This is a genomic window from Neisseria sp. N95_16 (assembly GCF_002551535.2).
Classification (GTDB): Bacteria; Pseudomonadota; Gammaproteobacteria; order Burkholderiales; family Neisseriaceae; genus Neisseria; species Neisseria brasiliensis.
In genome coordinates this window covers 1-23,250 of sequence record NZ_PDBT02000013.1, presented here as the reverse complement: position 1 = coordinate 23,250, position 23,250 = coordinate 1, and the positions used below count along the sequence as shown (strand labels likewise).

The window sequence follows — 23,250 nt, the reverse complement described above, 5'->3', positions numbered from 1 at the left end:
GCTTAACCCTGTTGCTCAACCAAAATTTGCTGCCATTTTTGCTGACGCTTGGTTTTATCCTGAACCTGACCTGCCAACTGGCCACACGCCGCATCAATATCATCGCCGCGTGTTTTACGCACTGTCACCACATGGCCGGCCTGCTGCAAAATATCGCGGAACACACGAATATTTTCATTTGAAGAACGGTCGTAACCAGAATTCGGGAACGGATTAAACGGAATCAGATTGAATTTACATGGCACATCTTTCACCAATTCAATCAACTCACGCGCGTGTTGCGGTTTATCGTTAATGCCATCCAGCATCACATATTCAAAAGTAATGAAGTCGCGCGGCGCTTTCACCAGATAACGCTGACATGCAGCCATCAATTCTTTCAGCGGATATTTTTTGTTCAACGGCACAATCTCATCGCGCACGGCATCATTAGACGCGTGCAACGATACCGCCAAAGCAACCGGCATGGCGTCGCGCAAGCGATCCATCTGCGGCACCATGCCAGAAGTCGAAACGGTTACACGGCGGCGGCTCAAGCCATAACCATGATCGTCAAGCATAATGCTCAAAGCGGTGACTACGTTATCGAAGTTGGCCATCGGCTCGCCCATGCCCATCATCACCACATTGGAAATCACGCGCTCGTTTTTCGGCGTGACACCCATCGCTTTGTTTGCCCACCACAATTGGCCGATGATTTCGGCAGCGGTCAAGTTGCGGTTGAAGCCTTGGCGACCGGTAGAACAAAACGTGCATTCCAATGCACAGCCCACTTGCGATGAGATACACAATGTGCCGCGTTCGGCTTCGGGGATAAACACCGTTTCCACGCCGTTGCCGGTGCCGACATCCAGCAACCATTTGCGTGTGCCATCGGTCGATTCTTGCGACGTCATCAATTGCGGGATGCCAACAGTAGCTTGTTCGTTTAATTTTTGGCGCAACGATTTGGCCAAATCGGTCATTTCATCAAATTCAGAGGCACCCGATTGGTGAATCCAACGCATCACCTGCTTAGCGCGAAATGGTTTTTCACCCATCGCGGCGAAGTGTTCGGTCAAGCCTTGTAAATCAAAATTCAGTAGATTGGTTTTCATGTATTCTTAAACTATGAGAAGCTGTTAAATTAAAATTATATAGAACGGCAAGATACAGCTTTAATTTAAAAGCTTGTTATTTTGTTATTTTCAGACGGCCTACCTTTGATAAAAGGCCGTCTGAAACCTATCCGACAAAGTCTTTTAGCCGTCTGCCTGTTTTCCTGAATACAAGTTGCATTCAGAAAATCATTCAGACGGCCTCAAATAAATCGACAATGCGTCAATTAACGAGGGCAGATTTCGCTATCATTAAAGAAGTAAGCGATTTCGATGGCAGCGTTTTCCAAGCTGTCAGAACCGTGTACGGCATTCGCGTCGATAGATTCAGCAAAGTCAGCACGGATGGTGCCAGCAGCGGCTTCTTTAGGATTGGTCGCACCCATCAGCTCGCGGTTTTTCGCCACGGCATTTTCGCCTTCCAACACTTGAATCATCACTGGGCCACTGGTCATGAATTTAACCAGATCAGCAAAGAAAGGACGCTCTTTGTGCACTGCGTAGAAACCTTCGGCTTCTTCTTGGCTCAGGTGTTTCATTTTTGCGGCAACAATTTTCAAGCCGTTGCTTTCAAAACGGTCATAAATTTTACCAATAACATTTTTGCCTACGGCATCCGGTTTTACGATAGAGATGGTGCGTTCAATAGCCATGTCATGTCCTTATATTTATTGCATTTTGCAATAGGGTTTTTCAAAATTCGACGAAGCTTTATTTTACCAAACTTCATTTGCTTTTGGTAAAAAGCAGCTTCGACCGGTCAAAAAAATGATGCTTATTTTTTCTTACCCAGCGTCAAATGCGGCTGCTCTAAATACACTTCAGACTGCATCTCCACCATACGGCTGGCGGTACGGGTAAATTCTGCGGCAAAATCGCCTTCAACATAAATATCGTTCACATCGACTGCACTGGTGGCGCACAATTTCACGCGGAAATCATACAAAACGTCAATCAGCCACGTCAGACGGCGCGCTTCGGCTTTTTCCAGCGGGGTCAAACGCTCTAAGCCGGACACAAACACAATTTCGTAATTCTCCGCCAAATACAGATAATCCGCTTGTGAGCGCGGACCAAAGCACAAGGCACGGAAATCAAACCAAATGGCTTTGTCTGATTTGGCTTTATGCGGAATTTCACGGTCGTGAATGATGCTGATACCCGGATTCAATTCCGATGTATGCGCCATTTCTTTAAACAATTCGGCCAGTTTGTTTTCATTTTCTTCATTGCTCGGCACAAAGAAAATTTCAGCCGGCTTCAAAGTGCGCAAGCGGTAATCTTCGCCGCCATCCACGTTCAACACCGTCAGGCTGGACTCAATCAAAGCAATGGTTGGCAAGAAACTGCTGCGGTTTTGCCCTTGCGGATACAGTTCAGACGGCGCATAGTTGGAAGTTGCCACCAACACCACACCTTCATTTAACAAATTTTCCAACAGGCGGCCAAGAATCATGGCATCGGCAATGTCGCTGACGTGAAATTCGTCAAAACACAAAACGCGTGTTTCTTGAGAAATCTCGGAAGCCACGGCTTTCAATGGATTCGCTTCGCTTTTCAAGCCTTTCAAGCGCTGGTGAATTTCCGCCATAAAGGCATGGAAGTGAACACGACGTTTGCGTTTATATGGTAGGCAGCCGAAAAAAGCATCCATCAGAAAGCTTTTACCACGGCCTACACCGCCATAAAAATACAAACCTTTCGGCACTTGCGGCGAACGCAGACTGCGGCCTAAAAAACGGTTGCGCTTGCGTTTGAACATCATCAATTCAGTCCACAAACGATCTAAATGCTCAATGGCAACGGCCTGCGCTTCATCACGGATAAAATTAGGCTGCTGAGCAGCGGCCTGATACCACGTCAACGGACTGTGGTTTTCAAAACTTGGCGGGACAAACAGATTTTCTCTATCACTCATTACCGAACCTTATTATTTATTAATTCTAACTGAATGGCAGCCATTATAAATGATTTCAGACGGCCTCCAAGCATTTATCGTATGAAACTTCTTTATTGCTTGAATTTATAAGAGAAAACGCCGCATTTCTGCGGCGTTTGTTTACTCAGGTTTTTAGTTGGCGTTCTCTTGCAGAGCCAAGTCCACACGTTCGCGCAATTCTTTACCTGGCTTGAAATGTGGAACATGCTTTTCAGGCACTTCCACACGCTCGCCGGTTTTCGGGTTGCGACCCACGCGGGCTGGACGGTGATTCAAGTCAAAGCTGCCGAAACCACGGATTTCAATACGTTGGCCGCGAGCCAGCGAACGGGTCATGGTATCTACCAAAACTTTCACGCTATACTCAACGTCTTTAGCCATCAATTGATTTCCGTTTTTCTCGGCAAAAACCTCTGCCAAACGAACCATTAATTCAGACTTAGTCATTGTCTGTAACCTTATTCTTCACCAGACAATTTGGCTTTCAGCAAATCACCCAAGCTGGTGGTACCGGCATTGGCAGTTGCTGCAGAATTTACTGAGTTCAAAGCGTCACGGTTTTCTTTAGCGTCTTTGGCTTTTACAGACAAGCGGATGCTGCGGTTTTTGCGGCCAACAGTTGCAATCACGGCTTCAACTTCGTCGCCTTCTTTCACAACATTGCGCAAGTCTTCAACACGCTCGCTAGACCATTCAGCTGCTGGCAAGTAAGCTTCTACTTCGTCAGACAAAGCCACTACAGCGCCTTTAGCGTCAACAGATTTCACAGTACCTTTAACCAAAGCACCTTTATCGTTTACGCTAACGAAGTTACCGAATGGGTCGCCTTCCAATTGTTTGATGCCCAAAGAGATGCGCTCTTTGTCCACATCGATGGCCAATACAACAGCTTCAACTTCTTCGCCTTTTTTGTATTTGCGAACGGCTTCTTCGCCAGATTCAGTCCAAGACAGGTCAGACAAGTGAACCAAACCGTCGATGCCACCAGGCAAGCCTACGAATACACCGAAGTCGGTAATCGATTTAACCGCACCAGACAATTTGTCGCCTTTGTTGTGGTTGGCAGCAAATTCTTCCCATGGGTTAGCTTGACATTGTTTCATGCCCAAAGAAATACGACGACGGTCTTCATCGATTTCCAAGATCATCACTTCTACTTCGTCGCCCAATTGAACCACTTTGCTTGGGTGTACGTTTTTGTTGGTCCAGTCCATTTCAGAAACGTGTACCAAACCTTCGATACCTTGTTCGATTTCAACGAATGCACCGTAGTCGGTCAAGTTAGACACTTTACCGAACAGGCGGGTACCTTGTGGGTAACGACGGGTCAGACCGCTCCATGGATCTTCGCCCAATTGTTTCATACCCAGAGAAACGCGTTGTTTGTCTTGGTCGAATTTCAATACTTTGGCTTCAACTTCTTGGCCGACTTCCAACACCTCGCTTGGGTGTTTCACACGGCGCCATGCCAAGTCGGTGATGTGCAGCAAACCGTCGATGCCGCCCAAGTCAACGAATGCACCGTAATCGGTGATGTTTTTAACGATACCTTTAACAACCGCACCTTCTTGCAGATTTTCCAGCAAGGCTTTGCGCTCTTCACCCAAAGTGGCTTCCAAAACGGCACGACGTGATACCACCACGTTGTTGCGTTTTTTGTCCAATTTGATAACTTTGAACTCGATCTCTTTGCCTTCAAAGTGTGAAGTGTCTTTAACTGGACGAACGTCAACCAAAGAACCCGGCAAGAATGCGCGGATGCTGTTGATCATCACAGTCAAACCACCTTTTACTTTGCCGTTGATCACGCCAGACAAGATGTCGCCGTTTTCCATTGCTTCTTCCAAAGCAATCCAGTCGGCAGCGCGTTTGGCTTTTTCGCGAGACAGTTTGGTTTCACCGAAGCCGTTTTCAACAGATTCGATGGTTACGGTAACGAAGTCACCAACTTTAACTTCAATTTCGCCTTGAGCGTTTTTGAATTCAGCTACATCAATCAGAGATTCTGATTTCAGACCTGCGTTAACGGTCACAAAGTTTTGGTCGATTGCCACTACTTCAGCGGTAATCACCTCACCTGGGTTCATCTCTTGCAGGGTGAAGCTTTCTTCCAATAACTGAGCAAAATTTTCCATAGACATAAATAACTCTTTTCGGTACACCGCCAAGGGGTGCGGGGTAAGTTAGACATCGCTCACCGCCCTTGGCACGGCAAGCGTCAAAATCAAATTGATTAAAATAAAAATGCTGCGGTAGAAATACTTTTACAGCCTTCTTATTTTAACCGACTATAATTTTTCAGACGGCCTTTTACGATAAAAAAGCCGTCTGAAATCAAGCAAAAGAATTATACAGCAATTTTCAGACTTTGCTATACCAATCAAGCACTTTTTTTACACTTTCTTCGATACCCAGCTCGGTCGTATCCAAAAGCTGCGCATCCGGCAATTGCTGCAACGGTGCAACAGCACGGCGGCGGTCAGCTTCGTCACGCGCTTCGATATCCGACAGAATGCGGTCAAATTCCACACCCTCACACGGCAAGCCGATTTGCTTGGCGCGGCGTTCGGCGCGCACTTGCGCGCTGGCAGTCAAAAACACCTTCAATGCCGCTTCAGGGAAAATCACGGAACCGATGTCACGACCATCGGCCACCAAGCCTTTATCGGTTAAGAAATCACGTTGGCGCTGCAACAAAGCGGTACGCACTTGCGGCAATTGCGCCACAGCAGATGCGCCCATACCGATGGCTTCGGTGCGGATTTGCTCGGAAACATCTTCACCATTGAGCAATACTTTTTGGCCGTCAAACTCAGCCGGCAAACGTTCCGCCAATTGGGCTACGCCGGCTTCATCCGTCCACTCGACATTTTCTTTTTGGGCATATAAAGCAGTCAGGCGGTAAAGCGCGCCCGAATCCAGATAATCAAAGCCCAAGGCAGCAGCTACGCGTGATGCAACTGTTCCTTTTCCTGAAGCACTCGGCCCATCAATGGCAATAACTTTTTGTTTTTCCGACATATCCGTTCTCTTTATCGTGTTGGGTTTGAAGGCAGCGCAAAGACCATCTGAACAACCATTGCGGCCGTTAGCGACATTATAAACAATCTCGACCGCAAATTCATGGTTTCAGACGGCCTTTGCATGCAAAGACGATACAAAAGCTACCAGAATCATCGTATAATCGCGCCCGATTGTTTCAAAATCATCACGGAATTTAACATGCAACAACTTAAACTTGCCATTTCCGGCGCACAAATTTTATTTGTCGCGTTCGGCGCAATGGTACTCGTCCCCCTTCTTACCGGCCTGAATCCCGCCCTAGCCTTGCTTGGCGCAGGTATCGGCACACTTTTATTTCAATTGCTCACCAAACGCAAAGTGCCGATTTTCTTAGGGTCTTCGTTTGCCTTCATTGCGCCGATTATTTATTCCATCGGCGAATGGGGCTTACCGTCAACCATGTTCGGCTTATTTGTCGCCGGTTTTATGTATTTCATTTTTGCCGCACTGATTCGCTGGCGTGGCTTGGAAGCGGTGCACAAATTATTGCCGCCTGTGGTGATTGGCCCGGTGATTATGGTGATCGGTTTATCTGTTGCCGCTGCTGCCAGCCAAATGGCCATGGGTCAATCCGGCGGTCAGCAAGTCATTGAATACAGCGATTCTTTGATTTTAGCCGGATTCACTTTTGCCGTGACCGTGGTCGTGTCGGTATTCGGCAGCAAAATGATGAAGCTGATTCCGATTTTAATCGGCGTGGCTTCGGGCTACATCTTGGCACTTATGATGGGCTTGGTTGATACTTCGCCGATTGCCGCCGCACCTTGGTTTGCTGTTCCTCACTTCGAAACACCCGAAGTCAACTGGCAAGCGGCTTTGTTTATGCTGCCCGTCGCCATTGCACCCGCCATCGAACACATCGGCGGCATCATGGCCATCGGCAACGTAACCGGCAAAGACTATGCCAAAGACCCGGGCTTGGATAAAACGCTGGCCGGCGACGGCTTGGGCGTGTGCGTGGCCGGCTTAATCGGCGGCCCGCCTGTGACCACTTACGGCGAAGTCACCGGCGCGGTAATGATCACCAAAAACAGTAACCCAAAAATCATGACTTGGGCAGCCATTTTCGCTATTTGCATGGCCTTTTTCGGTAAATTCAATGCATTTTTGGCATCGATCCCCTTGCCGGTAATGGGCGGCATTATGATTTTGCTGTTCGGCACCATCGCATCACTGGGCTTGAAAACGCTGATTGATGCCAAAGCGGACTTAATGCAGCCGAAAAACTTGGTGATTGTCAGCTCAGTACTCACTACCGGCGTGGGCGGCATGATTATCAAGTTTGGCACTCTCAGCTTCGCCGGTGTCGGCTTGTGCGCGATTTTGGCGATTTTGCTGAACTGGATTTTACCGACAGCGAAAGAACCTGCCGCACCGGTTGAATAATTTTATTGGTATCACAAAGGCCGAGACCTTTGCAAAATCCCTATCTTTGACACATTTCTTCGTTGTGCGCTGCTCGAAAGCTTGCCTATCTTGATGATATGTCTTCACTTTCTGCGCTGCTACAACTTTGAACTGTACTCAAATCTAGGGTTTTGCAAAGGTCTCACGCCGTCTGAAAAAATCATTTTCAGACGGCCTTTTCACTTTCATTTCCTATTTACACACCGGCACCGCAGCCGGATAAATCGACACTTGCGTTTGCGTCAATCTAAACAAATCTTCCAGCTGCCGTTGCGCTTGCGTGGTTGCATTCTTCAAAATATCGGCTTTACACGCACTGGTGAGCACCTGCTTGCGCGCCTGCTCTTGCACAATTTTAAACACCGTTTTATCCATCGGCAAAATATTCAGCGAACCTGTTTGAATGTCGTAAACTTCAATATCTTCCAAATCTACGCTGAGGATTTCCACTTCCGGCAAGCTGACGATGACTTTTTCATCGATGATGTTCACATTATCAGCAGTGATTTTATCCAAATCGACGCCGGCCAACACTTTGCCGCGCACGATAAACAAACCGCTTTGCGCATCCTGCCACAGCTTGCGCCAGTCGCCTTTTTTCTCGGTGCGGATAATGGTGTCGATATAAAACGCCGTGCTTTCCAAGCGGTTGAGCTGCTTGATTTGCGTCAGCACCCCTTCGCGCGACAATACTTCAGCCCGCTCTTGTGCAACGCGTTCATGATAAAACCAACCACCTGCCGCCGCAGCCGCAACCAACAACAACACCAGCAGCCCGCGAAAAAATGTCTTCATCGCATTAACCTTAAAACTTTTAATAAAATCAAATGGTAATATGCTTGCTTTTGATAAAATTTCAATCACAAAGGCCGTCTGAAAACCTAATTTTACGTTTCAGACGGCCTTGTTTTCTTATTTAAAATAATTACCATAAAGTAATATAAATACCTCATATTACCAAATTTGCTTTTTGGTAAAGTTGGGACTACAATCAATTACGTTCTCACACACAGGACACACCATGACCATTACCGAATTGCGCCGCCACAATCTGCGACTATGGATTAACCAGCAATGCGGCGGTCAGCAAGCCCGATTGGTTGCGGCAACCGGCATCAATCAGGGCGAACTCTCCGCTTTATTGAAAAACAAATCCTTCGGCGAGAAAAAAGCCCGAAAAATAGAGCGCGATGCCGCCGTGCCCGAAATGTGGCTCGACACCGTACACACACCCACTCCCTCCGAATCTCAAGAAAGCAAAGCCATGAATATTGCCACCATTCCAGAAATTTTAGCCGACATCAAAGCCGGTAAAATGGTCATCATCACCGATGCCGAAGACCGCGAAAACGAAGGCGACCTCTTAATGGCCGCGCAATTTGTCACGCCCGAAGCCATCAATTTTATGATTAAACACGCCCGCGGTTTGGTTTGCCTGCCGATGGCCGAAGAAATGGTCGAAAAACTGGGTCTGCCGATGATGACGCAGAAAAACGGCGCACAATACGGCACCAACTTTACCGTCTCCATCGAAGCGGCCAACGGCATCGCCACCGGCATTTCCGCAGCCGACCGTGCCTTAACCATTCAAACCGCCGTATCGCCGACTGCCAAACCGGAAGACATCGTACAACCCGGCCATATTTTCCCCTTGCGCGCGCAAAAAGGCGGCGTGTTGGCGCGTACCGGCCACACTGAAGCCGGTGTCGATTTGGCGCAAATGTGCGGCCTGATTCCGGCAGCGGTGATTTGTGAAATCATCAACGACGACGGCACCATGGCGCGTATGCCGGAATTGATGAAATTTGCCGAAGAACACGGCCTAAAAATCGGCACCATCACCGACTTAATCGAATACCGCAGCCGCACCGAAAGCCTGTTAGAAGAAATGGGCGACTCGCCGGTCAACACACCGTGGGGCGCATTCCAACAACACGTTTACGTCGATAAATTAACCGGTGAAACCCATTTAGCCTTGGTCAAAGGCACACCGACTGCCGAAAACGAAACCTTAGTGCGCGTGCATGAGCCATTCAGCGCCATGGATTTTATTTCACCGAATCCGCGCCATTCTTGGTCGCTGCCGCAAGCCTTAACCCGCATTCAACAAGCCGAAAGCGGCGTGGTGATCTTAATGCACCGCACAGAAGACGGCGCGTCCCTGCTCGACCGCACCTTGCCAAAAGGCGCCAACCAAGCTTTTAAATGGGACAGCAAAAGCTACGGCATCGGCGCGCAAATCTTGGCCAACCTCAATGTCAACAAGCTGCGCGTATTGGGCAAACCGTCTGCTTTCACCGGCCTAACCGGCTTTGGCTTAGAAGTAGTCGGCTTTGAAGAAGCGGAAAATCAGTAATTAAATTCTTTTGAGCCAACAGGCCGTCTGAAACTTACCATTTCAGACGGCCTCAATTTTTTCTTGCACCCTGCGGCAAATCTTTTATACTGATGAAGCAACCCGTCGATTTTCAATAACAAAGGAGAAAGTCATGCCGAATATCCAGCATCAAATCGAGTCGCAAAAATTTGTCTTATTGGCCGATGACGAAATTGTCGGCGAATTGGATTACCGCACGTTTGGCAATACGCTCGACATTACCCACACCCGCATCGAGCCACAACATCGTGGCAAGGGCTTGGCACGCCATTTGGTGAATGCGGCCATTCAGGAAGCCGAGAAAAACGGTTTGAATTTGACCGCCAGTTGCGATTACGCCGAACAAATTCTGGCGCGCGAAGGCCGCTTATCGCATTGATTTCATCTATTTTATTTTGAAGGCCGTCTGAAAAAATCATCTTTCAGACGGCCTGAGACTTTTTAAAACTCCTTGAAAAATGATAGCACAAAGAACCGCCGTCATTCCCGCGCAGGCGGGAATCCATCTTAAAATTTCAGAAACTTATTTTATTCAATAGTTGCCATGCTCAAAAATGGATTCTCGCCTGCGCGGGAATGACGGTCGTTTTGGTTTTTATTGATGATTCACAAGGTTTCGTAAATGTCTCGGCCTTTAACTATGAATTACTTCTGCCAATACGTTTTCACGTTCACAAATTCATACAAACCGAATTCCGACAACTCACGCCCATAGCCCGACGCTTTTACGCCGCCAAACGGCAAGCGCAAATCGCTGCTGGTGTGGCGGTTGATAAACACCGAACCGGCTTGAATGTGTTCAGCACATTGCCAAGCCTGCTCGGTATTGCCCGAATAAATCGCCGCGCCTAAGCCAAACGGCGAATCATTGGCCAATTCAACCGCATGCGCTTCGCTGTCTGCCCGCAAAATCATCGCCACCGGCCCAAACACTTCTTCATGATACACGCGGCAGGCCTTATTCACCCGATCCAAGACCGTAGCCGGATAAAACCAGCCTTTACCTGCGGGGATTTCACCACCCATCAAACAATCTGCACCATGTGCAATTGCATCTCGTACTTGCTCATGCACGGTATCGCGCAAATCGGCTCGGTGCAAAGGCGCAAGCGTAGTGTTGGTGTCTTTGGGATGGCCGCTTTTCAGCTTATCGCATTCTGCCAAAAACAAAGGAATAAATTGACCGGCAACCGCTTCGGTCACAATGATGCGCTTGGCTGCATTACACGATTGGCCGGCATCGCGAAAACGCGAATAGCAGGCATCTTTTGCCGCTTGCGCCAAATCGGCATCGGGCATCACAATGAAGGCATTGCTGCCACCGAGCTCCAAAACGGTTTTCTTCAAATGCATACCGGCATGTGCGGCAAGTCGGCGGCCGGTATGGGTCGAGCCGGTAAACGCCATGGCATCGGTAGCTTCAATGGCTTTCAGCGTATCGTCATGGCTTAGCCAAGCCGGCATCATTGGTAAATCTTCACCGATGATGTCAAACAAAGCGGCAGTAACACGCGCCACGCTGGGGGCTGGTTTCACCACGCAGGCATTGCCAGCGCACAAAGCCGGAATGGCAAAACGCAGCACCTGCCACACCGGATAATTCCACGGCATCACCGCCAACACCACACCCAAAGGCTCAAATCGGACTTGGCTCAAACTCGCTTGCGTAGCGATGGTTTTGTGCGCAAGCAATTCCGGTGCCAGTCGCACATAATAGCGGATTAATTCAACCGATTTTTTCAATTCGGCCTGACACTCATGCAAGCATCTCCCCACTTCTTCGCACACCATTTCCGCCAAGCGCTCTTGCTCGTCGGCCAAGCGGTCGGCAAACTTGTTCAGTAAAGCCGTGCGCGCGGTGACATTGAGTGCGGCAAATTGCTGTTGGCGTTGCTGAAGCTGGTGCAGTGCCGTTGAAAATTCATCCCAACTTTGCGCGTCTCGGCGGTAAAGCATTTCGCCATTGGCGACGTTTATGCTGTGAAACAAAGTGTGCTCCTTTGAGTGCGTGTGTTTTTTATAGGTAAACCGATATTATAACGAAGGCCGTCTGAAATTGTTACCGGATAAAATAGCGCAATATTGTTCAGACGGCCTGATGAATAAAAGTTCAAGGCCGTCTGAAATATTTCAGCCGGCCTTGATGAGCTGGTTAAGCTGGTTTTACTCACCCCAGAATTGGCGCGCAATGCGTTGACCTTGCTGGATTTTTTTCCATTGCTGCGCTTCAGTCAATTCGTTGCCGCCGTCACAAGACGCAAAGCCGCATTGGTGTGACAGGTATAATTTATCTTTCGGCACATATTGCGTGGCTTCTTCCAACAATTTCAGCGTACGCGCTTCATCGTCTAAATCAGCGGTTTTGCTCGACAAGAAACCCAATACCACTTCAGCTTCCGGTTTATCAGCAAAGGCTTTCAAGGCGGTCAGGTTGCCGGCGCGTTCGTCGTCCCATTCCAAATAAAAACGGTCGTAATTTTGTTTTTTCAGGAACAAATCGGCGATGGTTTCGTAGCTGCCGTCAGCCATGTTGCGCGAATCGTAGTTACCGCGGCAATTGTGGGTGTACACTTTCAAGCCCAATTCGTGGGCAAAAGCGATGATTTCATTGTTTAAATCGATGAAATCTTGTGCCAAGTTTTGCGCTTCGGCAGTAAAGCCTTGGCCGCTGAACGGGCTGTGTTCATTATCGGAAGCAAACAATTCCCACAAGCAATCGTCAAACTGAATGATTTTGCCGCCGGCTGCGTAGTATTCACGCAAGAAATCTTTGTATGCTTCAACCAAATCGGCACGCAAGGCTTCTTTGCTCTCATACACTTTGCCGCCGATGTTTTTCGACATGATGCCCAATTCGCCATAAATGTGCGAAGGAGACGGAATACAGTGTTTCAACACGCTGCCTTCAGGCGACAAGGCTTCTAAGCGTTTGTAGTGGTCGATGAACGCGTGGTGTTTGCAGCAAACATGGTCGGTAAATTCAATGCCAACGTCGCGACGGGTTTCGTATTTCTCATCAGGATTGTTGTCGCGGAAAAAGTAGCCGTGTTCGGCAATGAAGCGGCGGACACCGGCCAAGCCCCACACGAAATCCAAATGCCACAACGAGCGCGAAAATTCGCCATCGGTGATTTCAGGCAATTGATGCTCGGCCTGCTCTTTCACGATTTTGGCTACGGCTTTGTCTTCGGCTTCTTTATAGCCTTTCAATTCATCGTAAAACGGATATTGGATGTCGTCGCGCTTTTCAATTTCACGCTTGAAAACCAATAAATCTTCAGGGCGCAGGAATGAGCCTACGGTTAAAAAGCGTTTTGAAGTTACTTGTTCTGTCATGTTATTTCCTTCTCTGGCGTTATTTTTTATTGAGATGTCCCACTATACCCAAGCTTCTATACAACAATCAAACGCTTAATTTTCGCAAAAAACATGAATTTCATTCATAAAAAGGCCATCTGAAATATTTCAGACGGCCTTGAAAACCTTTTGTTGATTGTATCTTAAGCAGCCAATTGAGGGAAAATAGCCTTCAAACCGGCCACAATAATTTCCACTGATACCGCTGCCAGCAGCATGCCCATAATCCGGTTGAGAATGCTCAAACCGGTATCGCCCAGCCATTTGCTGACTTTTGCCGATGCCATCAACACAATATAGCAAAACAGGCTAATCAAAAATCCGGCAGCAATGATGCTGACCACATCCCAATAATTTTGCGCCGCAGAGGCATAAATAATCACAGTAGAAATACCACCCGGGCCAATCATCATAGGAATAGCAATCGGCACCACGGCAAACGACATCACATTATCTTTAGGTTTTGCCGTAATCGTAATCTCACTGTCTTCACTGGTGCCCAAATCAGGCTTAGCCGGATTGTCGTCGCCTTTCATCATCGAAATGGCAATCAACAGCACCAAAATACCGCCGCCAACTTGGAACGAACCAACACTAATGCCCAGCAGCTTCAAAATCAAACCGCCGCTGACGGCAAAAACTGAAATCACGATAAACACCGACAAAGTCGCCACTTTGGCAATTTTACGTCGCTCGCGTGTGCTGTGGTTGCGGGTTAAATCGAGATAAATCGACAACGCACTAAATGGATTAATCAACACCATAAAGGCGACAATTAATTTGGTGATTTCAACACCGAGTTCCATGTTTTATCCCTTTTGTGTTTCTGTTTTTGGTCGCGGTAGTTTTTGTTCGTTGGCAATGCCCATCAACAACGCCAAAATCATCATGATGGAAATGGTTGCCGTGCCGCCGTAGCTCACCAGTGGCAATGGCACCCCCACCACCGGTAAAATACCGCTCACCATGCCCATGTTCACAAAGGCGTAGCAGAAAAGGGTCATGGTCAACGCGCCGGCCAATGTGCGGCTATATAAAGTTTGTGCGCGGCCGGCAATGTACAAACCGCGCCCCAAAATCACCAAATACACCAGCAATAATAAGATATTGCCGATTAAACCGAATTCTTCGCCAAACACGGCAAAAATAAAGTCAGTCGTGGCTTCAGGAATATAGTCGAGATGCGTTTGTGTGCCATTGAGCCAGCCTTTCCCCCACACACCACCCGAGCCGATGGCAATCATCGATTGGATAATGTGATAACCCGCGCCAAGTGGATCTTTAGTCGGATCAAGCAAGGTCAACACGCGCGTTTTTTGGTAATCGTGCATGCCGTAATTCCAAACTAAGGGCAATACGGCCACAAAGCCTACAATGGCGGCAAAAATCACTTTCCACGGCAATCCGGCAAAATAAACCACAAACAGACCCGAAGCCATAATCAACGTGGCCGTGCCCAAATCAGGCTGTTTCAAAATCAACGCCACCGGCACCGCCATCAAGCCCAACGCGGCCAGATAATGCCACCAGCGCAATCGGCCTTCAAAGCGCTGGAAAAACCACGCCACCATCATCGGCAAACCAATTTTCATGATTTCAGACGGCTGAATTCTGATACCGAGATCAAGCCAACGGGTTGAGCCGTTGACCGTTACGCCCGCAACTTCAACGCCAATTAACAAGACCACGCCCACCGCATAAATCGGCAACGCCCATTTGGCAATAGTTTTGGGCGGGACTTGCGCGACAACCCACAATAAAATAAAGCCGATAACCGTGTGCAGCGTTTTGTTTTCCAGCTGACCAAATTCTTGCCCATCGGCCGAATAAAGCAAAAACAGGCTCATGATGTACACGGCCAGCATCGCAAAAAACAGCCAAGGATCAATCGGCGCCCATACGGTTTGCTTGATTTTTTTCGCCCAACCGACGCTTTGAGGTTCAGTCATTATGCGTTTCCTTTGTCGGTTGTGAGGTTACAGAATGTTGATAGGCCGTCTGAAAAATCGAAGGGGGAACCGGTTTGGCTTGTTGCACACCAATTGTTGCCTGTTTGACCCATGCTTCAGATTCAGGCGGAAACTGATTTTGTTTCACGTTCAGCATATAAAAATCGGTTAAACTGCGCGCCAATGGTGCTGCATTCGCACCCCAACCACCGTTTTCCAGCAATACCGCAATGGCGATTTCCGGTTTATTCACCGGCGCAAACGAAATAAACCATGCGTGGTCGCGATGCTGCTCGCGCAAAGCGGCCGCATTATAGGATTTACCCTGCTGAATTTGCACCACTTGTGCGGTACCGGTTTTACCGCCCATGGGATAGGCCAAGCCTGCACCGATGCGATGGCCTGTGCCGCCCGGTTTCAATACTTTCACCATCGCATTTTTGATGTATTCAAAATTATCGTGCTTAAATGGAATGGTGCGTTCAGGAACTGGATTGATTTTGGTGATTTCCCGATTGTTGTAATTCAAAATTTCTCTAACCAAATGCGGGCGGTAAACCACGCCATCATTAGCCAAAGAGGCCGTGGCATGCGCCATCTGTAAAGGGGTATAAGCGTTATACCCCTGCCCCACACTCACCGACACCATTTCCCCCGGCATCCATTCGCGCGCCGATGGCGATTTGGCTTTAGCAAAACGTTTTGCTTTCCATTCACGGCTTGGCAGGATGCCGCGGTATTCATTCGGTAAATCGATACCGGTTTGCGCACCTAAACCAAACTCAGCCAGATAAGGATGTGTTTTATCAATGCCCAATTCATAGCCGGCACGATAAAAGAAGGTATCTGATGAAACCTGAATCGCTCGGCTCAAATTTGCCGAACCATGACCGCTGCGCACCGCATCGCGGAATAAATGTCGGCTACCGGGAATGCTCCACGCACCCGGCGCAGGTAATACTGTCGATTGGGTCAGCTTACCGCTTTCCAAAAAAGCCATACCGATAAAAGGTTTAAACGTCGAGCCCGGCGGATAAAGACCTTGCGTCACACGATTGATTAACGGGCGCTGCCAATCTTCATTCAGCGACTTCCATGTCTCCGTATCAATGCCATCGATAAACAAATTCGGGTCAAAAGAGGGTTTGGAAACAAACGCTAAAACATTACCGTTTTGCGGATTAATCGCCACCACAGCGCCACGCTTGCCGCCTAAAATACGATCGGCTTCAAGCTGCATGCGGATATCCATGCCTAAGCGCAAAGTTTGCCCCATTTTAGGCGGCACATCTTTCAACACTTTGACGATATTGCCATAGGCATCTTTTTCTACTTCTTGATAACCCGGCACACCATGCAGCTGGTGTTCATAATAATTTTCCAAACCAGATTTGCCGATGTGGGTGCTGCCGCGATACAGGGCGGTCAAGTCTTCTTCTTTTAGCTTTTCTTGGTCTCGATCGCTGATACGACCGATATAACCGACAAAATGTGAAGTTAACGCGCCATAAGGGTAAGAACGGAAAGTACGCGAATTGACTTCAACCCCTTTAAACTCATGCAAATGCACGGCCAACTTGGCAGCTTCTTCATCCGTCAGCTTTAATTTGAGCGGAATATTTTCGTATTTACGATAAGTTTCGCGGTATTTTTTGAAACGTTTCAAATCCGTTTCGCTGATGTTGACATACTGCCTTAAGGCTTCGATTAAATCATCCATCTTGCCTTCAATTTCACTTGGAATCACTTCCAATGAGAACACCGGATAATTTTTCGCTAAAGGTACGCCATTGACATCAACAATTTCACCGCGAATGGGCGGTTTGGGAATGATGGTGATGCGGTTGGTAGATGCCCGACCGGTAAAGTCATCATGGCGCACTACTTGCAGATAAACAAAGCGTGCCAATAATAGTGCGAAAAAAATTAAAATCAGCACAAAAACCACCAACAGTCGCAAGATAGAATCTGATTGCGACGCATTGGCGGCTGATGGTTTAGGCATAGATTTCACCGGCTCGGCGGACAAATTTCGTTTCAACATGACTTTATCGACGGGAACGGCTGAAATTGATCAGAATCAGCATCAATTGACTGAGCAAAGGCCAAAGCAGTGCACCGATAAATGGCGCAATAAAACTTTGCCAAGTAATGATTTGATGGTTTAGGAACAAACGCGCAGCAACAAGCAAAGCTTGATTACACAACAAAGCCGCCAGCACCACTAAAATCTGCATCACATGACCATAGAGCATAATTTGGCGATGATAGCTCAACACAAAAAACACCATTATCGTATAAGACAAGGCGTGCAAGCCCAAAGAAGCGGCCGTACCGATATCAACCAAAAGCCCAACCACAAAAGCCACGCCCATACCGACAGCTTGCGGCCGTTGCATGGTCCAATACAGCAAGGTCAAAGCCGTTAATTCCGGCAGCCAGAAAAACACGTCGAAAGGAAACGGCATGAAATCCAGCAGCATCGCCACAATAAAGGTAACCACCATACTCAACGGCACAGCGTGGAAAGAATCATCAAATTCGTTCATGAAATTAAGGTTCCGTCGGCGCGTAAATATGTTGCGGCAAAACCAGCACAAAGCGGCTGCCTTGCAGCGCAGCAAAAGGTGTGAGTGTCGTGTCGTAATAAGGCGTACCCGAAGCACGCACCACTTGATTGACCGTTGCCACCGGAATACCGGCCGGATACACACTATCCAAACCTGAAGTTAACAAAATATCGTTGGGCTTTAAATCAGAGGCCGTCGGAAAATAACGCAAATCCAATTTACTGCCGCTGCCGTAAAGCAAGCTGCGTTCACCGGTACGCTCCACCACCACCGGCACGATGGTTTTACTGCTAGACAATAAACTGATTTCCGAGCTTTTCATCTGCACTTGAGTGACCTGACCGATTAAGCCTTCGGTATCGATAACCGCGTCACCGTTTTTCACGCCGTTGCTGCTGCCTTTGTTGATAATCAGCTTTTCAGAAAGTGGATCTTTACCATTGGAAATCACTTCAGCACCAATCACATCGCTGATGCCGCGCTGTTGCAAGCCATAAAGCTTTTTCAACTCACTCAATTCGCTTAAGTTGACTTTATCACGCTGCAAACGGATTTTCAGACGGCCATTTTCTTCCTGCAAAATACGGTTTTGCTCCAGAAGCTCAGCCTGAGATTGCGACAAATTGCCGACATATTGATAGAGTCGCACAGGTTGATTGGCCAACCACTGTATCGGATACAAAATGGTTGCACCAACCTGACGAATAGATTGAACGGCGGCAAAATGGCTGTCGAGCATCATCAAAGCGATGCCCAACACCACGTAAACCGCCAACTTAAATAATGGCTTACGGCTATTATTGTCACCGTCAAACCGTAAAGACGATTGTTTCATACCTACCCTTTACGGTTAAGGATTTTCAGCAAAAATGGCATCCCACTTGCCGATATAGTCCAAAGCCTTACCTGCACCATAAGCCACACAATTCAAAGGCTCATCGGCAATACCGACCGGCAACCCGGTGGCATCGGCCAATAAAGTGTCGATGCCTTTGAGTAACGCACCGCCACCGGTCAACATAATGCCGCGATCGGCAATATCGCCCGCCAATTCCGGTGGTGCCTGCTCCAGCGCCAAACGCACTGCACGGACAATTTGATTTAATGGTTCGCTCAATGCTTCTCGAACTTCATCTGTGGTAACCGCAATCGATTTCGGCGTACCTTCTGCCAAATCTCGCCCCTTCACACGCAAAGCACTCATATCATCGTCATCAAATGCCGAGCCGATTTTCTTTTTCAATTCTTCCGCGGTCGCCTCTCCAATCAAGACACCGCGTTTACGGCGCACATAATGAACAATGCTTTCATCAAATGCATCTCCGCCGGCGCGTACCGAATCCGAATAAGCCATGCCCCCAAGTGACAAAATGCCGATTTCAGTCGTACCACCGCCAATATCGACAATCATCGAACCAGAGGTTTCTTCAATCGGCAAACCTGCGCCCAAAGCCGCAGCCATTGGTTCTTCAATCAAATGCACGCTGGATGCACCTGCTGCAAATGCAGAATCACGAATCGCTTTGCGCTCTACCTGAGTCGAGCCACCCGGCACACAAATTACCACGCGCGGTGGTACCACCATGCGGTCGCCGGTCGCCTTTTTAATTAGCAAACCCAGCATCCGTTCGGTAATATTAAAATCAGCAATCACACCGTCTTTCATCGGACGGATAATCTCAATATTTCGCGGCGCACGACCCTGCATTTTTTTGGCTTCGGTACCGACCGCCAAAATTTTGGCTTTACTGTTGGCCTGACCAGTTTGCACCGCCACAATCGACGGCTCATCCAATACGATACCGCGGTCACGCACATAAATCAGCGTATTGGCCGTACCTAAGTCGATGGCAATATCATTTGACAGAAAACGGGATAAAAAACGAAACATGAAAATACCTGAAATATCGGGCAACCGCCCCTAACGTGTTATTTTAAATAATCTTCTCAGAATACATAGACACAACAATTCAGACGGCCTGCCATTATTTAATGAATAAAACCAAGCCATCCCAAAATCACCATGCCACCCTGATGGGTTTTCGGTTATAATTCTTCATTTCATTGAAGATGAACGCAATGATACCTTATAAAGGTTGGATTTGCTATCAGACAAGGACATTTTATGGCTTTAACCTTAAACGATGTGGAAAAAATTGCCAAGCTTTCCCGTCTGCGTTTAACCAACGAAGAACAAACGCAAACCTTAAAGGAATTAAACGACATTTTCGCCATGGTTGAAAAAATGCAAAACGTGGATACCGATGGTGTTGATCCAATGGCACACCCGCATGAAGTCGCGCTGCGCCTACGTGATGATCGCGTTACCGAAAGCGACCACGCTGCCGAATACCAAGCTGTTGCGCCTGAAGTGCGTAATCGTTTATACATCGTACCGCAAGTCATCGAAGAATAAATTTATTTTCAGACGGCCTGTATAAATTTCAAACGAGAGGCCGTCTGAAACACAAAATTCGGAAACCATCATGCCTCAATATACCTTAAAACAAGCCAGCGAATTGCTGCAAGCCAAGCAAATTTCCGCCGTCGAACTCGCGCAAGAATATCTTGTCGCCATCGATGCCAAAAATCCGGCCATCAACGGCTACATTACCTTAGATAAAGGCTTGACCTTGGCCGAAGCCAAAGCCGCCGATGCCCGTATCTCTGCAGGCAATGCCACCGCGCTCACCGGTGTGCCGATTGCGTATAAAGATATTTTTGTACAACAAGGCTGGCGTTCTGCCTGCTCGTCGAAAATGCTCGACAGCTTTGTTTCACCTTACACCGCTACCGTGGTGCAAAACCTGCTCGATGAAGGCATGGTCACTTTAGGCCGCGCCAATATGGACGAATTTGCCATGGGCTCGACCAATGAAACTTCATTCTACGGTGCCACGCAAAATCCTTGGAATACCGCACACGCACCGGGTGGCTCATCAGGTGGTTCGGCCGCAGTAGTTGCCGCGCGTTTAGCCCCTGCCGCGCTGGGCTCCGATACTGGCGGTTCTATCCGCCAACCTGCCTCACATTGCGGCATCACCGGCATCAAACCAACTTATGGCGTGGTTTCCCGCTTCGGCATGGTGGCTTATGCATCGAGCTTCGACCAAGCCGGCCCGATGGCGCAAACCGCCGAAGACTGCGCCTTGCTGCTCAACGCCATGGCCAGCTTTGACGAGCGCGACTCCACCAGCTTGGAACGTGAAAAAGAAGATTACACCCGCGATTTGAACCAGCCGTTAAAAGGCTTGAAAGTCGGCTTACCAAAAGAATATTTCGGCGAAGGCAATAGCGCCGATGTTCAGACGGCCTTACAAAATGCTATTGATTTATTGAAGGCTCAAGGCGCAGAAATGGTAGAAGTCAGCCTGCCGCAAACCGAGCTTTCTATCCCAGCTTATTATGTATTGACTTCCGCCGAAGCCAGCACCAACCTGTCGCGCTACGACGGCGTACGCTACGGCCACCGCGCCGCTCAATTTGGCGATTTGGAAGAAATGTACAGCAACACCCGCGCCGAAGGTTTCGGCAGCGAAGTGAAACGCCGCATCATGATCGGTACTTACGTATTGAGTCACGGCTACTACGATGCCTACTACCTGAAAGCCCAAAAACTGCGCCGCTTGGTGGCCAATGATTTTCAGACGGCCTTTGCCCAATGCGACATCATTCTCGCGCCAACTGCCCCGACCGCTGCGCCCAAACTTGGTGCCAACGCCACACCGGTGGAAACCTACTTGAGCGACATCTACACCATCGCTGTAAATCTTGCCGGTTTGCCTGGTTTAACGTTGCCTGCCGGTTTCAGTTCAGACGGCCTGCCGATTGGTGTGCAATTGATTGGTAACTACTTTACCGAAGCGAAGATCTTGGGCGTAGCCAATCAAATGCAGCAGAATAGTGATTGGCATACCAAATCGCCACTATAATTGCGGTAAGAAGCAACTGAACCTAAATATGGACAGATTAACCCCCGAACAACGCAGAAAATGTATGCAGGCCAACAAAAGCAAGGGAACAAAGCCCGAGCTTTTGCTAGCAAAAGCCATGTGGCAACTTGGTTTGCGTTACAGAAAAAGTAATAAAACCGTATTCGGAGTACCTGACTTCAGCTTTAAGAAGTACAAAGTAGCTGTTTTTGTGGATGGCGAATTTTGGCACGGCAAGAATTGGGAAATACGCAAAGCCGATATCAAAAGCAACCGCGAATTCTGGATAGCTAAAGTCAAGCTCAAGCCTTTGTAAAAGACTTTTGGACTGAATTTTTAGAAAGCTGAATTTGGAATTTAAAATGAATAAGAAAAGAAATTGGTCTCGCGAAGAAACACTGATTGCTCTATATCTTTATTACACAATTCCATTCCAAAAAGTTGGCAAAAGTAACAAAGTTATTCAAAGCTATGCTGAATTAATTAAAAGAACCCCTTCCGCATTGGGTATGAAAATTGGTAATTTAGGACGTTTAGATCCTACATTAAAAGCACAACAAATCTCAGGACTCATTAATGGGAGTAAAATGGATGAAACAGTTTGGGATGAATTTGAAGGAGAATGGGAAAAATTAGAGAAGGAGTTTCATTCTGTTGTACAGGAGTTTGAAATAGAGAAGAACTCTGCTACTCCTGTTCTTGGAGAAATTGATTTCAAAATAAAAAACACGGAACGCTTGGCGATAGTATCTATCCGCAACAACCAAGATTTCTTCCGTGCTAGTGTGCTGGCTTCTTATAACAACCAATGCTGCATTACAGGTATAAATCTACCTGAATTATTGGTCGCCAGCCATATAAAACCATGGAAATCTGATGAAGCCAATCGTTTAAACCCTAAAAACGGTTTATGTTTGAATGCCTTACATGATAAGGCATTTGATAGAGGGCTACTTACACTGGATGACGATTTCACACTGATATTTTCGCCCAAATTGAAACAGGTAAACTCAAACAGCTTTGAAAAAATGTTTAAGCCTTATGAAGGTAAGCAAATAAAGCTGCCCGAAAGACTGGAACCTGATTTATCTTTTGTCAAATATCATCAAAACCATATATTTATTGCTAGGTGATTTTCTATGTCTATTTCATTCGAGTTCCTAAGACGAGTGAACGAAGATACAGTTCAGATTCCTTTTAGTGAAAATTTCTTAGGTAGGAATTATGAGTACGATAAGAGTAAGCAAACAGTTTTAATTAGTCATAAAGTCTTGATTTTTGGAAGTAAGACAGCTAACTTTCTCTATGAAGTTGAAGGTTGCAATGACGAAATTACAGACAACTTCAATAGCTTGCTTAATAGCAGGGGTAAAAAAGACTTCCGCCGAAGAATGTCTTTACTTGACAGCAAAAACTGCCGGTTGTCGTTCAAGCAAACAGACAACATTATTTTTGCTAAGGGGCTTAGGAAGCAAAATCATCAAAAAACCTGATAAGCTCCTAATATGAAACTAAAAAATAAGTATCAAAAGTTCAGCAAAATTTCAGAGCAAAAGTTT

Annotated in this window: 21 protein-coding genes and 2 pseudogenes; 8 read left to right on the top strand and 15 right to left on the bottom strand. The window is 47.5% G+C overall.

The window, feature by feature from the left end:
• Nucleotides 1-2: 2 nt before the first annotated feature.
• The 6 genes from rlmN to cmk all read right to left on the bottom strand — a co-directional run bounded on the left by rlmN (nt 3) and on the right by cmk (nt 6,057).
• A complete protein-coding gene (gene rlmN / locus CRG49_RS03455) occupies nt 3-1,097 on the bottom strand; it encodes a 23S rRNA (adenine(2503)-C(2))-methyltransferase RlmN (RefSeq protein WP_095503443.1) in 1,095 nt (364 codons plus the stop codon).
• A gap of 227 nt (nt 1,098-1,324) precedes the next feature.
• A complete protein-coding gene (ndk, locus tag CRG49_RS03450) occupies nt 1,325-1,750 on the bottom strand; it encodes a nucleoside-diphosphate kinase (RefSeq protein ID WP_095503442.1) in 426 nt (141 codons plus the stop codon).
• 122 nt (nt 1,751-1,872) lie between these two features.
• Complete coding sequence (gene zapE, locus CRG49_RS03445) at nt 1,873-3,015, bottom strand: cell division protein ZapE (RefSeq protein WP_095503441.1); 1,143 nt, start codon at nt 3,013-3,015, stop codon at nt 1,873-1,875.
• Nucleotides 3,016-3,168: 153 nt separating this feature from the next.
• Nucleotides 3,169-3,483 (bottom strand): integration host factor subunit beta, encoded by a 315-nt coding sequence (locus tag CRG49_RS03440; protein ID WP_095503440.1) that lies wholly within the window; start codon nt 3,481-3,483, stop codon nt 3,169-3,171.
• Between the two features lie 11 nt (nt 3,484-3,494).
• Nucleotides 3,495-5,177, bottom strand: coding sequence for a 30S ribosomal protein S1 (gene rpsA / locus CRG49_RS03435; protein ID WP_095503439.1), 1,683 nt, complete (start codon nt 5,175-5,177; stop codon nt 3,495-3,497).
• Nucleotides 5,178-5,397: 220 nt separating this feature from the next.
• Complete coding sequence (gene cmk, locus CRG49_RS03430; RefSeq protein ID WP_095503438.1) at nt 5,398-6,057, bottom strand: (d)CMP kinase; 660 nt, start codon at nt 6,055-6,057, stop codon at nt 5,398-5,400.
• 201 nt (nt 6,058-6,258) lie between these two features.
• On the opposite strand from cmk, the gene CRG49_RS03425 reads away from it, so the two are divergent.
• Nucleotides 6,259-7,485: a uracil-xanthine permease family protein gene (locus CRG49_RS03425; protein WP_095503437.1), complete on the top strand. Its 1,227-nt coding sequence runs from the start codon at nt 6,259-6,261 to the stop codon at nt 7,483-7,485.
• Between the two features lie 213 nt (nt 7,486-7,698).
• Here CRG49_RS03425 and CRG49_RS03420 read toward each other — a convergent pair whose 3' ends face one another.
• Nucleotides 7,699-8,301 (bottom strand): DUF4230 domain-containing protein, encoded by a 603-nt coding sequence (locus CRG49_RS03420; RefSeq protein ID WP_095503436.1) that lies wholly within the window; start codon nt 8,299-8,301, stop codon nt 7,699-7,701.
• A gap of 226 nt (nt 8,302-8,527) precedes the next feature.
• Here CRG49_RS03420 and ribBA point away from each other — a divergent pair, with 226 nt between their 5' ends.
• Entirely contained in the window at nt 8,528-9,862 is a 1,335-nt protein-coding gene (gene ribBA / locus CRG49_RS03415) for a bifunctional 3,4-dihydroxy-2-butanone-4-phosphate synthase/GTP cyclohydrolase II (protein ID WP_095503435.1), read from the top strand.
• Between the two features lie 55 nt (nt 9,863-9,917).
• A complete protein-coding gene (locus CRG49_RS03410) occupies nt 9,918-10,262 on the top strand; it encodes a GNAT family N-acetyltransferase (RefSeq protein ID WP_095503434.1) in 345 nt (114 codons plus the stop codon).
• Nucleotides 10,263-10,528: 266 nt separating this feature from the next.
• Here the strand turns inward: CRG49_RS03410 and CRG49_RS03405 are convergent.
• From CRG49_RS03405 to CRG49_RS03370, 8 genes and pseudogenes are all read right to left on the bottom strand, one after another.
• A pseudogene (locus tag CRG49_RS03405) lies at nt 10,529-11,884 on the bottom strand (aldehyde dehydrogenase family protein); the annotation flags it as partial.
• A gap of 162 nt (nt 11,885-12,046) precedes the next feature.
• The gene (locus tag CRG49_RS03400) at nt 12,047-13,219 is read right to left on the bottom strand and encodes a 5-methyltetrahydropteroyltriglutamate--homocysteine methyltransferase (protein WP_095503432.1); all 1,173 of its coding nucleotides are present in this window, start codon (nt 13,217-13,219) and stop codon (nt 12,047-12,049) included.
• 164 nt (nt 13,220-13,383) lie between these two features.
• On the bottom strand, nt 13,384-14,046 hold the full coding sequence (locus tag CRG49_RS03395) for a MarC family protein (RefSeq protein ID WP_095503431.1): 663 nt from the start codon (nt 14,044-14,046) through the stop codon (nt 13,384-13,386).
• 3 nt (nt 14,047-14,049) lie between these two features.
• Entirely contained in the window at nt 14,050-15,189 is a 1,140-nt protein-coding gene (gene rodA, locus CRG49_RS03390) for a rod shape-determining protein RodA (RefSeq protein ID WP_095503430.1), read from the bottom strand.
• Nucleotides 15,182-17,194 (bottom strand): penicillin-binding protein 2, encoded by a 2,013-nt coding sequence (gene mrdA, locus CRG49_RS03385; RefSeq protein ID WP_229436969.1) that lies wholly within the window; start codon nt 17,192-17,194, stop codon nt 15,182-15,184. Before mrdA ends, rodA begins: the two co-directional genes overlap by 8 nt.
• Before the next feature lie 43 nt (nt 17,195-17,237).
• Entirely contained in the window at nt 17,238-17,738 is a 501-nt protein-coding gene (gene mreD, locus CRG49_RS03380) for a rod shape-determining protein MreD (RefSeq protein ID WP_095503428.1), read from the bottom strand.
• A gap of 4 nt (nt 17,739-17,742) precedes the next feature.
• The gene (gene mreC / locus CRG49_RS03375) at nt 17,743-18,594 is read right to left on the bottom strand and encodes a rod shape-determining protein MreC (RefSeq protein ID WP_095503427.1); all 852 of its coding nucleotides are present in this window, start codon (nt 18,592-18,594) and stop codon (nt 17,743-17,745) included.
• Nucleotides 18,595-18,609: 15 nt separating this feature from the next.
• Nucleotides 18,610-19,650 carry a rod shape-determining protein gene (locus tag CRG49_RS03370; RefSeq protein WP_095503426.1) on the bottom strand — a complete coding sequence of 347 codons (1,041 nt, stop codon included), beginning with the start codon at nt 19,648-19,650 and terminating at the stop codon, nt 18,610-18,612.
• Nucleotides 19,651-19,884: 234 nt separating this feature from the next.
• Here CRG49_RS03370 and gatC point away from each other — a divergent pair, with 234 nt between their 5' ends.
• The 5 genes and pseudogenes from gatC (at nt 19,885) to CRG49_RS03345 (ending at nt 23,184) form a co-directional block, all read left to right on the top strand.
• Nucleotides 19,885-20,175, top strand: a complete 291-nt coding sequence (gene gatC, locus CRG49_RS03365) for an Asp-tRNA(Asn)/Glu-tRNA(Gln) amidotransferase subunit GatC (protein WP_095503425.1) — start codon at nt 19,885-19,887, stop codon at nt 20,173-20,175.
• A 70-nt stretch (nt 20,176-20,245) separates the two neighbouring features.
• Nucleotides 20,246-21,691 carry an Asp-tRNA(Asn)/Glu-tRNA(Gln) amidotransferase subunit GatA gene (gatA, locus tag CRG49_RS03360; RefSeq protein WP_095503424.1) on the top strand — a complete coding sequence of 482 codons (1,446 nt, stop codon included), beginning with the start codon at nt 20,246-20,248 and terminating at the stop codon, nt 21,689-21,691.
• A 28-nt stretch (nt 21,692-21,719) separates the two neighbouring features.
• Nucleotides 21,720-21,992, top strand: a pseudogene (locus CRG49_RS03355) (very short patch repair endonuclease); the annotation flags it as partial.
• Nucleotides 21,993-22,053: 61 nt separating this feature from the next.
• A complete protein-coding gene (locus tag CRG49_RS03350; protein WP_095503465.1) occupies nt 22,054-22,824 on the top strand; it encodes an HNH endonuclease in 771 nt (256 codons plus the stop codon).
• Between the two features lie 6 nt (nt 22,825-22,830).
• Nucleotides 22,831-23,184: an HpaII family restriction endonuclease gene (locus tag CRG49_RS03345; RefSeq protein ID WP_095503422.1), complete on the top strand. Its 354-nt coding sequence runs from the start codon at nt 22,831-22,833 to the stop codon at nt 23,182-23,184.
• Nucleotides 23,185-23,250: the final 66 nt, after the last annotated feature.

Bases quoted from the DNA above. Each gene is read 5' to 3' on its own strand.
- rlmN (WP_095503443.1), bottom strand. From the start codon at position 1,097: ATGAAAACCAATCTACTGAATTTTGATTTACAAGGCTTGACCGAACAC.
- ndk (WP_095503442.1), bottom strand. From the start codon at position 1,750: ATGGCTATTGAACGCACCATCTCTATCGTAAAACCGGATGCCGTAGGC.
- zapE (WP_095503441.1), bottom strand. From the start codon at position 3,015: ATGAGTGATAGAGAAAATCTGTTTGTCCCGCCAAGTTTTGAAAACCAC.
- CRG49_RS03440 (WP_095503440.1), bottom strand. From the start codon at position 3,483: ATGACTAAGTCTGAATTAATGGTTCGTTTGGCAGAGGTTTTTGCCGAG.
- rpsA (WP_095503439.1), bottom strand. From the start codon at position 5,177: ATGTCTATGGAAAATTTTGCTCAGTTATTGGAAGAAAGCTTCACCCTG.
- cmk (WP_095503438.1), bottom strand. From the start codon at position 6,057: ATGTCGGAAAAACAAAAAGTTATTGCCATTGATGGGCCGAGTGCTTCA.
- CRG49_RS03425 (WP_095503437.1), top strand. From the start codon at position 6,259: ATGCAACAACTTAAACTTGCCATTTCCGGCGCACAAATTTTATTTGTC.
- CRG49_RS03420 (WP_095503436.1), bottom strand. From the start codon at position 8,301: ATGAAGACATTTTTTCGCGGGCTGCTGGTGTTGTTGTTGGTTGCGGCT.
- ribBA (WP_095503435.1), top strand. From the start codon at position 8,528: ATGACCATTACCGAATTGCGCCGCCACAATCTGCGACTATGGATTAAC.
- CRG49_RS03400 (WP_095503432.1), bottom strand. From the start codon at position 13,219: ATGACAGAACAAGTAACTTCAAAACGCTTTTTAACCGTAGGCTCATTC.
- CRG49_RS03395 (WP_095503431.1), bottom strand. From the start codon at position 14,046: ATGGAACTCGGTGTTGAAATCACCAAATTAATTGTCGCCTTTATGGTG.
- rodA (WP_095503430.1), bottom strand. From the start codon at position 15,189: ATGACTGAACCTCAAAGCGTCGGTTGGGCGAAAAAAATCAAGCAAACC.
- mrdA (WP_229436969.1), bottom strand. From the start codon at position 17,194: ATGCCTAAACCATCAGCCGCCAATGCGTCGCAATCAGATTCTATCTTG.
- mreD (WP_095503428.1), bottom strand. From the start codon at position 17,738: ATGAACGAATTTGATGATTCTTTCCACGCTGTGCCGTTGAGTATGGTG.
- mreC (WP_095503427.1), bottom strand. From the start codon at position 18,594: ATGAAACAATCGTCTTTACGGTTTGACGGTGACAATAATAGCCGTAAG.
- CRG49_RS03370 (WP_095503426.1), bottom strand. From the start codon at position 19,650: ATGTTTCGTTTTTTATCCCGTTTTCTGTCAAATGATATTGCCATCGAC.
- gatC (WP_095503425.1), top strand. From the start codon at position 19,885: ATGGCTTTAACCTTAAACGATGTGGAAAAAATTGCCAAGCTTTCCCGT.
- gatA (WP_095503424.1), top strand. From the start codon at position 20,246: ATGCCTCAATATACCTTAAAACAAGCCAGCGAATTGCTGCAAGCCAAG.
- CRG49_RS03350 (WP_095503465.1), top strand. From the start codon at position 22,054: ATGAATAAGAAAAGAAATTGGTCTCGCGAAGAAACACTGATTGCTCTA.
- CRG49_RS03345 (WP_095503422.1), top strand. From the start codon at position 22,831: ATGTCTATTTCATTCGAGTTCCTAAGACGAGTGAACGAAGATACAGTT.